The following is a 14,778-nucleotide window of genomic DNA, read 5'->3' on the forward strand; positions in this document are numbered from 1 at the left end:
GGGCGGCTTTTGCTTTGGAAAAAACCATGTTTGATATCGGCGTTAACCTCACCAGCAGCCAATTCGCCAAAGACCGCGAGACCGTGGTGGAGCGCGCTCGCACGGCGGGTGTTACCGGGATGTTGATTACCGGCACCGATCTGCCTGAGAGCCGCGAGGCCGCCAAACTGGCGCAGCAGCATGCGGGCTATTGCTGGTCCACCGCCGGTGTGCATCCGCATAACGCCAGCAGCTGGGATGAACACAGCGCCGAGCAGATTTATGCCCTGGCCGCCGGCCCAGAAGTGGTGGCGATCGGTGAATGCGGTCTGGATTTCAACCGCAACTTCTCGACGCCGGAGCAGCAGGAAGCGGCGTTCATTGCGCAACTGGCGCTGGCGGCGGAGTTGGCATTGCCGGTGTTTCTTCATTGCCGCGACGCACACGCACGTTTTGCCGAGCTACTGACGCCGTGGTTGGATAAACTGCCCGCGGCCGTGGTGCACTGCTTCACCGGCACCGCCGAAGAATTAGCAAGCTGCCTGTCGCTAGGCCTGTCGATCGGGATTACCGGTTGGGTCTGCGACGAGCGGCGCGGCCTGGAGTTGCGTGCCCTGTTGCCGCAGATCCCGGCCGAGCGTCTACTGCTGGAAACGGACGCCCCTTATCTGTTGCCCCGGGATTTACAGCCTAAACCCGCATCTCGCCGCAACGAACCCTGTTTCCTGCCCCATATCGTGCATCAGGTCGCCGTCTGGCGACAGGAAGAGCCGCAATGGCTGGGGCAAAAAACTGATGAGAACGCCCGCCGGCTATTCCGGCTGGTTTGAGCTAGGAGAAAACTATGAGCTATGCATTTCCGGGTACCTTCCCTGGTCGTCGTATGCGCCGCGTGCGCCGTCATGACTTCAGCCGCCGCCTGGTCGCCGAGAACCAACTGACGGTCAATGACCTGATTTATCCGGTGTTTGTCATGGAAGGCAGTAACCGCCAGGAAGAAGTGGCCTCGATGCCGGGCGTATCGCGCATGACGATCGATCTGCTGATTAAGGAAGCGGAAACCATCGCCAAACTCGGCGTGCCGGTGATCTCCCTGTTCCCTGTGATCGAACCGGGTCTGAAATCGCTGCATGCGGAAGAAGCCTATAACCCGGAAGGGCTGGTACAGCGCACGGTGCGCGCGCTGAAAGACGCGGTGCCTGAGCTGGGCATTCTGACCGACGTCGCGCTCGATCCCTACACCACCCACGGGCAGGACGGGGTCATCGATGAGCAGGGCTATGTGATTAACGATGTGACCAAAGACATTCTGGTGCGTCAGGCGCTGTCCCATGCCGAAGCAGGCGCAGAAATCGTGGCGCCGAGCGACATGATGGACGGCCGTATCGGGGCGATCCGCGATCGTCTGGAACTGCAGGGTTTGGTGAATACCCAGATTATGGCCTACTCCGCCAAGTATGCTTCCTGCTACTACGGTCCGTTCCGCGATGCGCTGGGTTCCAGCGGCAACCTGAAGGGCGGCAACAAAAAAACCTATCAGATGGATCCGGCCAACAGTGACGAAGCGCTGCAGGAGATTGCGCAGGATCTGCAGGAAGGTGCGGACATGGTGATGGTGAAACCGGGCATGCCTTACCTGGACGTGGTGCGCCGCGTGAAGGATACCTTCGGTGTGCCGACTTTCGCTTATCAAGTGTCCGGCGAGTACGCCATGCACATGGCGGCGATTCAGAACGGCTGGCTGCAGGAGCAACCTGCGGTGATGGAGTCGTTGATGTGCTTCAAACGCGCCGGCGCCGACGGCGTGCTGACCTACTTCGCCAAGCGTGTCGCCCAGTGGCTGCACGACGACGCGATGCGCCGCTAAGCGGAACATGAGCCAACAAAAAGGCGCCTGAGGGCGCCTTTTGCATTACATCTTCTGGAACTGTCGGTTGTCGATGCTTTGGCTGACCTGCTTGTTGATCAGGTTCAGCAACAACATGGAACGCGCCTCGCCGTCCGGCTCGGTGTAGATCGCCTGCAGTCCTTCGAACACGCCGTCGACGATCAGAACAGTATCCCCCGGCTGTGGGGTTTCCGGATCGACATAGGTTTCGCAGGCGTGCGTGCGCAGTTCATCGATTACCTTGCTCGGGATGACGCTCGGCAACGTGCCGAAACGCACGAAGTGGCTGACGCCACGGGTAGCGCTGATGGTGGTGGTGTGAATGCGCTCCGGGTCGAACTCCACAAACAGATAGTTGGGAAACAGGGGTTCGCTGACCGCGATGCGCTTACCACGCACGATCTTTTCCAGCGTGATGATCGGGCTGAGGCAGTTTACCTGCTGCCGCTCCAGATGTTCCTGCGCTCGCAACAGCTGACCGCGTTTGCAATAAAGTAGATACCAGGATTCCATAGTTTCACATGCCTTTCTGCCAGCCGATAAGCATATCAAAAGCTATTCCGGATACATAGTGATGCAAGTTTCAGCGTGTAACATCACCTATCTCTATGAATCTGCGGCTATTAGCGAGGGGTCACACACTTATCGATACGGCGCTGGTATAACAGAGGGCTAAAAATTTGTTACCGTCACAGTATGGCAAGGCGTTGCGCTACCGGCTGTGACGCTATTCATCGTTTTCGACCGAGGGAGAAATAAATGGAGCTGTTTCTGTTGAGCAACGGCAAGCTGTCTGGTGAAGCCGAGCTGCTGGGGTACGCTAAAAGCCAACTGCTGGCGATGATTGCGCGTCGTGGCATCAAATCCGCCGTCTTTATCCCTTACGCCCTGATCCGTTACGACTACGACCAGCGTGCGCAGGAACTGGCGCAAACGCTGGGCATCGAAGTCACCAGCATCCACCACGCCGCTTCACCGGCGGCGGCGATCGCGCAGGCGGAATGCATTTTGGTCAGCGGCGGCAATACCTGGTTGCTGAACCAAATGCTGCATGAGCAAGGCCTGATCGTGCCTATCCAGCGCGCGGTGCGCGAGCGTGAAGTGCCTTACGTCGGCTGGAGCGCCGGTTGCAATGTGGCCACGCCGAGCATTCGCACCACCAATGACATGCCGGTGCGCTGCAGCGTGGTGCTGTCGGCGCTGGGGCTGTTCCCGGTACAGATCAACCCGCATTACATCGACGCGCACATCAGCGGCCACATGGGCGAAACCCGTGACGAGCGCCTGGCGGAGTTCTGCGCGATCAACCCGAGCGAATCGGTGGTGGCGCTGCGGGAAGGCAGCCTGCTGCATGTTGAAGGCAATGCGCTGCGTTACTTCAGCGCTAATGGGCAGGGCTTCAAGGTGTTCCGCCATGGCGAGGAGACGCGCGAATATCAGGATACGCGCGCGCTGGCTGCGCTGGTGCCGTTCAACTGCGGCTGAGAGCCACCCGGCAGCGGGCGGCGTTAACAAAATTGCAGCAACAACCGTGAAGAGGGCTTATAATGCCCTCCCCACAGGCCGTTATAATGATCAGCATGAAATACCGTGACTTACGCGATTTCCTCTCGTTGCTGGAGAAGAGAGGGGAACTAAAACGCATCAGCCAGCCGATCGATCCTTACCTGGAAATGACGGAGATTGCCGATCGCACCCTGCGGGCAGGCGGCCCGGCATTGCTGTTTGAAAACCCGAAAGGGTACGACATGCCGGTGCTGTGCAACCTGTTCGGCACCGCCAATCGCGTGGCGATGGGCATGGGGCAGGAAGACATCAGCGCGCTGCGCGAAGTCGGCAAACTGCTGGCGTTTCTCAAAGAACCGGAGCCACCGAAAGGCTTCCGCGATCTGTTCGACAAAATGCCGAAGTTCAAGCAGGTGCTGAACATGCCGACCAAGGTGCTGGGGTCCGCGCCTTGTCAGGAGCAGGTATGGCAGGGTGAGGATGTCGATCTGGGCCGTATTCCAGTGATGCACTGCTGGCCGGAAGACGCCGCGCCGCTGATCACCTGGGGGCTGACGGTGACCCGTGGCCCGCATAAGGAACGGCAAAACCTCGGCATCTATCGTCAGCAGGTGCTGGGCAAGAATAAAGTGATCATGCGCTGGCTGTCGCATCGCGGCGGCGCGCTGGATTATCAGGAGTGGTGCCAGGCGCACCCCGGCGAGCGTTTCCCGGTTGCGGTGGCGCTGGGCGCCGATCCCGCCACTATCCTCGGTGCGGTCACGCCGGTGCCGGATACCCTGTCTGAATATGCCTTTGCCGGGCTGCTGCGCGGCAATAAAACCGAAGTGGTCAAGTGTCTTTCCAACGATCTGGAAGTGCCAGCCAGCGCCGAAATCGTGCTGGAAGGCTATATCGAGCCGGGTGAAATGGCGCCGGAAGGCCCCTACGGCGACCACACCGGTTACTACAATGAAATCGACCAGTTCCCGGTGTTCACCGTCACCCACATCACCCAGCGCCGCAACGCCATCTACCACTCGACCTATACCGGCCGCCCGCCGGATGAGCCGGCGATCCTGGGCGTGGCGCTGAATGAAGTGTTCGTGCCGATCCTGCAAAAACAGTTCCCGGAAATCGTCGATTTCTATCTGCCACCGGAAGGGTGCTCGTACCGCCTGGCGGTAGTGACCATGAAAAAACAGTACGCCGGCCATGCGAAACGCGTGATGATGGGTGTCTGGTCGTTCCTGCGGCAGTTTATGTACACCAAATTTGTTATCGTCTGCGATGACGACGTCAATGCGCGCGACTGGAACGACGTAATTTGGGCGATCACCACACGAATGGATCCGGCAAGGGATACCGTTCTGGTGGAGAATACGCCGATCGACTATCTGGACTTCGCCTCGCCGGTTTCCGGTCTGGGTTCGAAGATGGGGCTGGACGCCACCAATAAATGGCCGGGTGAAACCGATCGCGAATGGGGCCGTCCGATTCAGATGGATGAAAAGGTACGTGCGCGCGTCGACGAAATCTGGGATGAGCTCGCAATCTTCAGTGACAGGGAACCGACGCTGTAGCGTCAGGCCCTGTTCTCAGCTTTGCATTGATGACCCGACAGAGGGAACGCATGACAATATTGAGCTGTAAAGTGACCTCGGTAGAGGCCATTACCGATACGGTTTATCGGGTACGTCTGGTGCCCGAGCAGCCGTTTTCTTTCAAGGCAGGGCAATATCTGATGGTGGTGATGGACGAGCGCGACAAGCGCCCGTTCTCGCTGGCATCAACCCCGACGCAGCAAGAGTACATCGAGCTGCATATCGGTGCTTCGGAGCTGAATCTGTACGCCATGGCGGTGATGGATCGCATCCTGAAAGAGCAGGCGATCACCGTTGACGTGCCGCATGGCGACGCCTGGCTGCGGGAAGAGGGCAGCCGTCCGCTGGTGCTGATCGCCGGCGGCACTGGTTTCTCTTACGCGCGTTCAATCTTGTTGACCGCGCTGGAGCAGCAGCCCGATCGCGACATTTCCATCTACTGGGGCGGGCGTGAGCTGAAGCACCTGTACGATTTGAGCGAGCTGGAAGCGCTGTCGTTGCAGCATCCGAATCTGAAGGTGATCCCGGTGGTCGAGCAGCCGGAAGCCGAATGGCGCGGCCGCAGCGGCACCGTGCTCAGCGCGGTGCTGCAGGATTTCGGTACGCTGGCGGAGCACGACATCTACATCGCCGGGCGTTTCGAGATGGCGAAAATTGCCCGTGAGCGTTTCTGCGCCGAGCGCGGCGCGCTGGAAGCGCATATGTTTGGCGACGCGTTTTCGTTTATCTGACCGAGGCGATGCGCAGTGAATGGGGTGGCCGAGGGTCGCCCCGTTTTTATTTGGGCGTCGGCAAATTTCAGGTATAAAAAACCCGCCCCTGACAGGCGGGAAGAACGGCAACTAAACTTGGCGGGATGCCGCGATTTGAAGTGGTGACGCGGTCATCCCAAGATAGACACAGCTAAACGCGTTCAAACACGGTGGCGATGCCCTGGCCCAGGCCGATGCACATGGTCGCCAGGCCGAACTGTGCGTCGCGACGTTCCATGTTGTTCAACAGGGTGGTCGAGATGCGGGAGCCTGAACAGCCCAGCGGGTGGCCGAGCGCGATGGCGCCGCCGTTCAGGTTAATCTTGTCGTCGATACTGTCCATCAGCCCCAGATCTTTGATGCACGGCAGCGACTGGGCGGCGAACGCTTCGTTCAGTTCGAACAGATCGATGTCCTGCACGCTCAGACCGGCGCGTTTCAGCGCCAGCTTGCTGGCCGGCACCGGGCCGTAGCCCATGATGGAAGGATCGCAGCCGACGACCGCCATCGAGCGAATGCGGGCGCGGGCCTTCAAACCGAGCGCTTTGGCGCGCGACTCGCTCATCAGCAGCATGGCGGAAGCGCCGTCCGACAGGGCGGAAGAACTGCCAGCGGTGACGGTGCCGTTGACCGGATCGAACGCCGGCCGCAGGGCCGACAGGCTTTCGACGGTGGTTTCCGGGCGAATGACTTCATCGAAATCGTAACGGGTCAGCACGCCGTCGGCGTCGTGGCCGTTGGTCGGAATGATCTCGTTTTTGAAGTAACCCGCCAGCGTCGCTGCATGTGCGCGCTGGTGGGAGCGGGCAGCAAACTCATCCTGCATCTGGCGGCTGATGTTGTGCATCTTGGCCAGCATTTCGGCGGTCAGCCCCATCATCCCGGCGGCTTTTGCCACGCTGCGGCTCAGCCCCGGATGGAAATCCACGCCGTGGTTCATCGGCACATGGCCCATGTGTTCCACGCCGCCGATCAGGCTGACGTGTGCGTCGCCAACCATGATGGCGCGCGCCGCGTCGTGCAATGCCTGCATCGAAGAGCCGCACAGGCGGTTAACGGTCACCGCCGGCACGCGGTGCGGGATCTCGGCCAGCAGTGCGGCGTTGCGGGCGATGTTGAAGCCTTGCTCCAGCGTCTGCTGCACGCAGCCCCAGTAAATGTCATCGATCTCGGCGGCGTCCAGCGCCGGGTTACGGCTCAACACTTCACGCATCAGGTGAGCGGAGAGATCTTCGGCGCGCACCTGGCGGAAGGCGCCGCCCTTGGAGCGGCCCATCGGCGTGCGTACGGCATCAACAATAACTACGTTTTCCATCTTTATGACCTCATGCCGGTTGGCGGGTAGCGACGTCGGACAGCGGTGTCGCCACCGGGTAGTAGCTTTCATTGCGCTCGGCCTTGGCGCGCAGACCGGCCGGCACCTGATACAGGGCGCCGAGGTGTGCGTAACGCTGGGCCAGCTCAACGTAGTTGGCGGTGCCGAGCGTATCCAGGTAGCGGAATGCGCCGCCATGGAACGGAGGGAAGCCGATGCCGTACACCAGTGCCATATCGGCTTCCGCCGGGCTGGCGACGATCTTCTCTTCCAGGCAACGCACCACTTCGTTGATCATCGGGATCATCATGCGCGCAACGATCTCTTCGTCGCTGATAGTCTGGCGCGGTTGGCTCACTTCGGCCAGCAGCGCATCGGTCTGCTCGTCGTTGTCCTTGCGCGGCTTACCTTTGTTGTCCTGGCTGTAGCGGTAGAAGCCCAGCTGGTTTTTCTGACCGAAGCGCTGGTTGTCGAACATCACGTCAATGGCATCGCGATAGTCTTTGCTCATGCGCTCCGGGAAGCCGGCCGCCATTACCGCTTGCGCGTGGTGTGCGGTGTCGATGCCCACCACGTCGAGCAGGTAGGCCGGGCCCATCGGCCAACCGAACTGTTTTTCCATCACTTTATCGATCTGACGGAAGTCGGCGCCGTCGCGCAGCAGCAGGCTGAAACCGGCGAAATACGGGAACAGCACGCGGTTGACGAAGAAGCCCGGGCAGTCGTTCACCACGATCGGCGTTTTGCCCATGCGGCTGGCGTAGGCCACCACTTTGGCAATGGTCTCGTCGCTGGTTTGTTCGCCGCGGATGATTTCAACCAGCGGCATGCGGTGTACCGGGTTAAAGAAGTGCATGCCGCAGAAGTTTTGCGGGCGCTTCAACGATTTTGCCAGGTGATTAATCGGAATGGTCGAGGTGTTCGACGCCAGAACGGTCTCTTCGCCGATCAGGTTTTCCACTTCCGACAGTACGGCGGCTTTGACCTTCGGGTTCTCCACGACCGCTTCGACGATCACCTGCGCGCGCTCGATGCCGGCGTAGTCCAACGTTGGTTGAATGGTCGACAGCACCTGCGCCATTTTCAGGCCATCCAGTTTGCCGCGTTCCAGCTGCTTATTGAGCAGCTTGGCCGCTTCGTTCATGCCCAGCGTCAGCGATTTGTCGCTGATGTCCTTCATGATCACCGGCACGCCTTTCAGCGCCGATTGGTAGGCGATGCCACCGCCCATGATGCCGGCGCCCAGCACCGCCGCCTGTTTCGGCGCGTCCACATTCTTGGCCAGCTTTTTCGCCTGGCCTTTCACGAACTGATCGTTAAGGAAGATGCCGACCAGCGCACGCGCTTCGTTGGATCGTGCCAACGGCACGAAGCTGGCGGTTTCCAGTTTCAGTGCCTCATCGCGGCCCAGCTTGGCGGCGGCTTCAATGGTTTTCACCGCGGTCATCGGTGCCGGGTAATGTTTACCGGCGGTCTGCAGCACCATGCCTTTGGCGGTGGTGAAGCTCATTGCCGCTTCGATCGGGCTGAGCTTCAGCGGCTCCAGCTTAGGTTGACGTGCGGCGCGCCAGTCCAGCTTGCCGTCGATCGCCTGTTGCAGCATTTTCAGCGCCGCTTCGGCCAGTTTTTCCGGTGCTACCACCGCATCCACCAGGCCGACTTTCAACGCGTCTTTGGCGCTGACGTCTTTGCCGGCGGCGATGATTTCCAGCGCGCTGTCGTTACCCAGCAGGCGTGGCAGGCGGACGGAACCGCCGAAGCCCGGCATGATGCCCAATTTGGTTTCCGGCAGGCCGATGCGCGCGTCCGGTGAGGCGACGCGGAAATCGGTCGCCAGAATGCATTCGCAACCGCCGCCGAGTGCATAGCCGTTAATGGCCGAAATGGTCGGTACCGGCAAATCTTCCAGCCGGTTAAAGACGTTGTTGGCGAATACCAGCCACTCGTGCAGCTTTTCAGCCGGCGCGGCGAACAGAGAAAGGAATTCGGTGATATCGGCGCCGACGATAAATGCGGCTTTGGTGGAGCGCAGCAGCAGCCCCTTGAGCTCTGGCTGGTTTTCCAGCACGGTGAGCGCTTCGCCCAGGCTGGCGACGGTGCGGGTGTCCAGCTTGTTGACCGAGCCTGATGCGTTGAACACCAGCTCGGCGATGCCGTTATCGAGCCAGTGCAGTTGTAATGTTTCGCCTTGGTAGAGCATGTCTATCTCCTGAATCAGCGTATGATCTGGTATGACCAGATGAAGAGGAGTGTGGTTTTTATGTTAAAAATATGCAAATGAGAGATTGCATATTTGCTGGTCGGATCACATGTCGCCAAGTTAGTTTTTTGATTTGAAACGAAGTTATATTTTATGTGCTATCGGCATTTGCTGGAGTGTGTCGGCACTCATACACTTGCTCGCAGCGAATGAACATTCAGACGAGGTTACGCATGACTAAGGCGGCTTGTGTTAAACGCAGCGGCTTGTGGAGCATTCCCGCCAGAACCATGGCGCTGGCGTGTCTGTTGGTGTTTATGGCGCAAATGGCGACGACCGTGTATTTGCCTTCGCTGCCAACGGTGATGCGGGAGCTGGCGATGAGCCGGCGTGCCACCGAGCTGTCCATTTCAATCTTCGTCATCGGCGCCGCCTTGCCGGTGCTGTTTTGGGGCGCGGCCGCCGATCGCTTTGGCCGCCGCGCGCCCCTGACGCTGTCTTTGTTTCTTTTCATTGGCTGCAGCGGGCTGTTGGCGCTGTGCAGCAACGGCGCCCAATTGCTGACGCTGCGTGCGCTGCAGGGCGTGGGTGCCGGCGGTGCGGCGATCATCGCGCGTATCATCGTGCGGGATAACTGGAGCGGTGACGAGCTGGCGCGACGGCTGTCGGTGCTCTCCATCGCTTTTATCACCGCGCTGGGCGGCGGCCAGTTCGTCGGCGGCCTGCTCAGCCAATATTCACACTGGCAGATGGGCTTCGTCTTGATGGGCGCCACCGGTTTGGCCATTCTGGCGCTGATGGCGACGCTGCCGCTGGAGGCAGGGCGCGCTCGTGGGCCACGTCCGGCGATGGCGGCCACCTACTTCGCCATCCTGCGGCGGCCGGGATTTTTTTGGCCGGCCTGCGTCGGTGGGCTGGGTTTTGCCACCACGGTGACACTGCAGGAAGTGAGTCCGTTCGTCATGCAGCAGGGGTTTGGTCTCAACGTCACGGCGTTCGGCGCCCTGGGGCTGGTGATCGGCGTCGCCTACTTCAGCGGGGCGCTGACGGTGAACCGTACGGTGGCGCGTCTCGGCGGGAAAAAACTGATGCAGGCCGGCAGCGGCATCGTGGCGCTGGCGACGGCGGCGATCCTGCTGCTGTGGTGGAGCGGCGTCCTGGCCGGCCTTTCCGGTATGGCGCTGTTCATTGCGCTGTATTGCCTGACCATTTTTGGCCAGGCGGTGCTGTTTCCCAACAGCATGGCGATGGCGGTCAGCGATGCCAAAGAGTACGGTGCCTATGCGATGGCGCTGTGCGGCTTTCTGCAGCAGTGTCTGGCGGGCGTCGCCGCGGCCGGTGCGGTGTTGTTGGAACACCATGGCCTGTGGGCGCTGGCGATAGCGCTGCTGGTTAATGGTTAAGCTGCGGATGTAACGGCATTTGCAGGGAATTGCGAGCTGCTCCGCATGCCCAACGCGATGAGGTTGGAGCGTCGGAGCGCTGTGTTAAGATGACTTCTTTCGTGCTAAGGCATAAGGGTACTGTGATGGAAACGCTGGCTTCTTTGTATAACGACCACCTAGCAGAGCTGCAAAAACGCGCGCGCGAAGTGCTGGAGCGCAACAAGTTGGATGCGCTGCTGATTCACTCCGGGGAACTGCAAAAGGTATTTTTGGACGACCATAGCTATCCGTTCAAAGTGAACGCGCATTTCAAAGCCTGGGTGCCGGTGACGTCGGTGCCGAACTGCTGGTTGTGGATCGACGGTGTCAACAAGCCGAAGCTGTGGTTCTACTCCCCGGTTGACTACTGGCACAGCGTAGAGCCGCTGCCGGACAGTTTCTGGACCAAATCCCTTGAATTGATGCCGCTGGCCAACGCCGACGCCATCGCCCAGCAGCTTCCGCCGCAGCGCGAGCGCGTCGGCTATATCGGTTATGCCCAACAGCGCGCCCGCGATCTCGGCATCCCTTCTGAGAACATCAACCCGAAAGCGGTGCTGAACTACCTGGATTTCCACCGTTCGATCAAAACCGGCTACGAGCTGGCCTGCATGCGCGAAGCGCAGAAGACGGCGGTAACCGGCCATCGTGCCGCGCATGAGGCCTTCCTCTCCGGCATGAGCGAATTCGACATCAATCTGGCCTACCTGACGGCGACCGGCCACCGCGATACCGATGTGCCTTACGACAACATCGTGGCGTTGAACGAGCACGCTTCGGTACTGCACTACACCAAGCTGGATCATCAGCCGCCGGCCGAGTCCCTGAGTTTTCTGATCGACGCCGGGGCGGAATATAACGGCTACGCCGCCGATCTGACGCGTACCTATGCGGCGCAAAGCGGCAGCGAGTTCGCTCATCTGGTGAAAGATCTCAATAGTGAACAGCTGGCGCTGATCGACACCATTAAAACCGGCGTGCGCTATACCGACTACCATGTGCAGATGCACCAGCGCATCGCCAAGTTGCTCAAGAATCACAAACTGGTGAATGGCCTCAGCGAAGAGGCGATGGTTGAAACGGGCATCACCACGCCGTTCCTGCCGCACGGGCTGGGGCACCCGCTGGGCCTGCAGGTGCACGACGCCGCAGGCTTTATGCAGGACGAGCAAGGCACCCATCTGGCGGCGCCGTCCAAGTATCCGTTCCTGCGTTGTACCCGCGTGTTGCAGCCGGGCATGGTGTTGACCATCGAGCCGGGTCTGTACTTCATCGAATCTCTGTTGGCGCCGTGGCGCAGCGGTGAGTTCAAGCAGCACTTCGCCTGGGATCGCATCGATGCGCTGAAACCGTATGGCGGTATTCGCATCGAAGACAACATCGTGATCCATGAAAAGCGTATCGAGAACATGACGCGCGATCTGAACCTGGCCTGATGCGGCCGTACCCGATACCGGCGGAAGCAACCCGCTTTACCGAAGAAATAAAGAAGAGCCGTTTTATCACCCTGCTGGCGCCAACCAGCGGGGTAGAAGCGGCAAAGGCGTTTATTCAGCAAGTGCGGGATGAGCACCCGGCGGCGCGGCACCATTGTTGGGCCTTCGTCGCCGGTAGCCCCGATGACTCACAGCAGCTGGGGTTCTCCGACGATGGAGAACCGTCGGGCACCGCTGGCAAACCGATCCTCGCGCAGCTGATGGGCAGCGGTATCGGCGAAGTGACCGCCGTGGTCGTTCGTTACTATGGCGGCGTCAAGTTGGGCACCGGCGGGCTGGTGAAAGCTTATGGCAACGGTGTTCAACAGGCGTTGAAGCAGCTGGTGTTGGTAGAAAAGGTGCCGGAAGCCGAATATATCTTGCAGTGCGACTATGCGCAGTTGGCGCTGGTGGAGAACTTGCTGCAGCAAACCGCAGGTCGGATCCTGCAGGGCGAATACGGTGCCGCCGTCGTGCTGCATCTGGCGTTGCCGGCCACCGAGGTCGAGCTGTTTGGGAATAAATTGCGTGATCTCAGTCGCGGTAATTTGCAATTAACCCCCATTTCGCAATAATTCCTCCCAATTGAATTGCTAAGGATCGTGCTGAAATGCATTTTCGCGCCATAACCCGTATCGTTGGTCTGCTGGTCATCCTGTTCTCCGGGACGATGTTTATTCCCGGCCTGGTGGCATTGATTTATCGCGATGGGGCGGGGCGCGCGTTCAGCCAAACGTTCTTCGTGGCGCTGACCATCGGGCTGATGCTGTGGTGGCCGAACCGCAAGCAAAAACACGAGCTGAAGCCGCGTGAAGGCTTCCTGATCGTCGTGCTGTTCTGGACCGTGCTGGGCAGCGTGGGGGCATTGCCGTTCCTGTTTTCGGAACGGCCCAATTTGTCGCTGACCGACGCCTTCTTTGAATCCTTCTCGGGATTGACGACCACCGGCGCAACGACGCTGGTGGGGCTGGACTCGTTGCCGAAGGCTATTCTTTTCTATCGCCAAATGCTGCAATGGATGGGCGGCATGGGGATCATCGTGTTGGCGGTGGCGATACTGCCGATACTCGGCGTCGGCGGCATGCAGCTGTATCGGGCGGAAATGCCCGGGCCGCTGAAAGATAACAAGATGCGTCCACGCATCGCCGAAACCGCTAAAACCCTGTGGCTAATCTATGTGTTGCTGACCGTCGCCTGTGCGCTGGCGCTCTGGGGGGCTGGGATGTCGGTGTTCGATGCCATCGGCCACAGTTTCTCGACCATCGCCATCGGCGGTTTTTCTACCCACGACGCCAGTATCGGTCATTACGCCAGCCCGACCATCAACACCATCATCGCCGTGTTCCTGCTGATTTCCGGCTGTAACTACGGCCTGCACTTCGCTTTGCTGAGCGGCCGCAGCCTGAAGGTGTATGGGCGCGATCCTGAATTCCGCATGTTTATCTTCGTTCAGTTGACGTTGGTGGTGGTGTGTACGTTGGTGCTCTGGGGACATGGCGTCTATAAGAGCGGTATGGAAACGCTCAATCAGGCGTTCTTCCAGGTGGTATCGATGGCGACTACGGCCGGTTTCACGACCGACAGCATCGCCAAGTGGCCGCTGTTCCTGCCGATGTTGTTGCTGTGCTCGGCGTTCATCGGCGGTTGCGCCGGCTCGACCGGCGGCGGCCTGAAGGTGATCCGTATCCTGCTTCTGTACCTGCAAGGTTCGCGCGAGTTGAAAAGGCTGGTGCACCCCAACGCGGTCTATACCATCAAATTGGGCAACCGTGCGCTGCCGGAACGCATTCTGGAGGCGGTGTGGGGATTCTTCTCTGCTTATGCGCTGGTGTTTATCGTCAGCATGCTGGCGATCATTGCCACCGGCGTTGACGACTTTTCCGCGTTCGCCGCAGTGACGGCAACGCTCAATAACCTCGGCCCCGGTCTGGGCGTAGTGGCGGATAACTTCACCACGATGCCGGCGGCGGCCAAGTGGGTCCTGGTGGTGACGATGCTGTTCGGGCGCCTGGAAGTGTTTACATTGCTGGTGCTGTTCACGCCAACCTTCTGGCGTGAGTAAGCCTGATATAAGGAGTAGGCCATGAAGGCATTGATACTTTATTCGAGCCGTGACGGGCAAACACGTGCTATCGCTTCTTATATAGCAAGCAAGTTGCAGGACACGCTGCGTTGTGAGGTGATCGATCTGCTGCAGGCAGAACAGGTCGATCTTAACCAGTATCAGCAGGTGATGATCGGCGCTTCTATCCGTTACGGGCACTTTAACCCGGCGCTGGATAAATTCGTCAAGCGTCATGCTGAGCAGTTGAATCGGATGCCGAGCGCATTCTTTGCCGTCAACCTGACCGCGCGCAAACCGGAAAAGCGTTCGCCACAAACCAACGCCTATACCCGCAAGTTCCTGTTGGCTTCGCCGTGGCAGCCAAAACAGTGCGCGGTGTTTGCCGGCGCATTGCGTTATCCGCGCTATCGCTGGTTCGATCGCATCATGATTCAATTCATTATGCGTATGACGGGCGGTGAAACGGATACCAGTAAGGAAGTGGAGTACACAGATTGGCAACAGGTCGACCGCTTTGCCCAGGAATTTAGCCAGATCCAGTACGAAAAGTGACAAAAACGCGGGTTTGGCCAGCGTTTTGCCGAAAAAATC

General features: G+C 59.6%; 13 protein-coding genes. 10 read left to right on the forward strand and 3 right to left on the reverse strand.

From position 1 onward, the window contains the following. Positions 1–26: 26 nt before the first annotated feature. The gene (gene tatD / locus ACJ8J5_RS18540; protein ID WP_049209372.1) at positions 27–809 is read left to right on the forward strand and encodes a 3'-5' ssDNA/RNA exonuclease TatD; all 783 of its coding nucleotides are present in this window, start codon (positions 27–29) and stop codon (positions 807–809) included. A gap of 14 nt (positions 810–823) precedes the next feature. After that, complete coding sequence (gene hemB / locus ACJ8J5_RS18545) at positions 824–1,846, forward strand: porphobilinogen synthase (RefSeq protein ID WP_025304923.1); 1,023 nt, start codon at positions 824–826, stop codon at positions 1,844–1,846. Between the two features lie 45 nt (positions 1,847–1,891). On the opposite strand, the gene rfaH is transcribed toward hemB, so the two are convergent. After that, a complete protein-coding gene (gene rfaH, locus ACJ8J5_RS18550) occupies positions 1,892–2,380 on the reverse strand; it encodes a transcription/translation regulatory transformer protein RfaH (RefSeq protein ID WP_025304924.1) in 489 nt (162 codons plus the stop codon). Positions 2,381–2,626: 246 nt separating this feature from the next. Between rfaH and pepE the strand changes: the two genes are divergently transcribed. The 3 genes from pepE (at position 2,627) to fre (ending at position 5,687) form a co-directional block, all read left to right on the forward strand. Further along, positions 2,627–3,352 (forward strand): dipeptidase PepE, encoded by a 726-nt coding sequence (pepE, locus tag ACJ8J5_RS18555; RefSeq protein WP_025304925.1) that lies wholly within the window; start codon positions 2,627–2,629, stop codon positions 3,350–3,352. A gap of 86 nt (positions 3,353–3,438) precedes the next feature. Next, positions 3,439–4,935, forward strand: coding sequence for a 4-hydroxy-3-polyprenylbenzoate decarboxylase (gene ubiD / locus ACJ8J5_RS18560; protein WP_025304926.1), 1,497 nt, complete (start codon positions 3,439–3,441; stop codon positions 4,933–4,935). Positions 4,936–4,985: 50 nt separating this feature from the next. Continuing rightward, entirely contained in the window at positions 4,986–5,687 is a 702-nt protein-coding gene (gene fre / locus ACJ8J5_RS18565; RefSeq protein WP_060434756.1) for an NAD(P)H-flavin reductase, read from the forward strand. 172 nt (positions 5,688–5,859) lie between these two features. Here fre and fadA read toward each other — a convergent pair whose 3' ends face one another. Both fadA and fadB read right to left on the reverse strand, forming a co-directional pair. After that, entirely contained in the window at positions 5,860–7,023 is a 1,164-nt protein-coding gene (gene fadA, locus ACJ8J5_RS18570) for an acetyl-CoA C-acyltransferase FadA (protein WP_025304928.1), read from the reverse strand. Positions 7,024–7,033: 10 nt separating this feature from the next. Next, positions 7,034–9,223: a fatty acid oxidation complex subunit alpha FadB gene (fadB, locus tag ACJ8J5_RS18575; protein WP_334274027.1), complete on the reverse strand. Its 2,190-nt coding sequence runs from the start codon at positions 9,221–9,223 to the stop codon at positions 7,034–7,036. Between the two features lie 233 nt (positions 9,224–9,456). On the opposite strand from fadB, the gene ACJ8J5_RS18580 reads away from it, so the two are divergent. The 5 genes from ACJ8J5_RS18580 (at position 9,457) to hemG (ending at position 14,739) form a co-directional block, all read left to right on the forward strand. Continuing rightward, complete coding sequence (locus ACJ8J5_RS18580; RefSeq protein WP_414105103.1) at positions 9,457–10,626, forward strand: MFS transporter; 1,170 nt, start codon at positions 9,457–9,459, stop codon at positions 10,624–10,626. A gap of 125 nt (positions 10,627–10,751) precedes the next feature. Then, positions 10,752–12,083 carry a Xaa-Pro dipeptidase gene (pepQ, locus tag ACJ8J5_RS18585; RefSeq protein ID WP_025304931.1) on the forward strand — a complete coding sequence of 444 codons (1,332 nt, stop codon included), beginning with the start codon at positions 10,752–10,754 and terminating at the stop codon, positions 12,081–12,083. After that, positions 12,083–12,697, forward strand: coding sequence for an IMPACT family protein (locus ACJ8J5_RS18590; protein ID WP_016929437.1), 615 nt, complete (start codon positions 12,083–12,085; stop codon positions 12,695–12,697). The genes pepQ and ACJ8J5_RS18590 overlap by 1 nt, the downstream gene beginning before the upstream one ends. Before the next feature lie 35 nt (positions 12,698–12,732). Next, positions 12,733–14,184 (forward strand): Trk system potassium transporter TrkH, encoded by a 1,452-nt coding sequence (gene trkH, locus ACJ8J5_RS18595; RefSeq protein ID WP_334274026.1) that lies wholly within the window; start codon positions 12,733–12,735, stop codon positions 14,182–14,184. A gap of 21 nt (positions 14,185–14,205) precedes the next feature. Then, on the forward strand, positions 14,206–14,739 hold the full coding sequence (hemG, locus tag ACJ8J5_RS18600; RefSeq protein ID WP_043137471.1) for a menaquinone-dependent protoporphyrinogen IX dehydrogenase: 534 nt from the start codon (positions 14,206–14,208) through the stop codon (positions 14,737–14,739). The last annotated feature ends 39 nt before the right edge of the window (positions 14,740–14,778 follow it).

Origin of the sequence: Serratia sp. CY43202 (assembly GCF_052168755.1) — a bacterium.
Taxonomy (GTDB): Bacteria; Pseudomonadota; Gammaproteobacteria; order Enterobacterales; family Enterobacteriaceae; genus Serratia; species Serratia bockelmannii.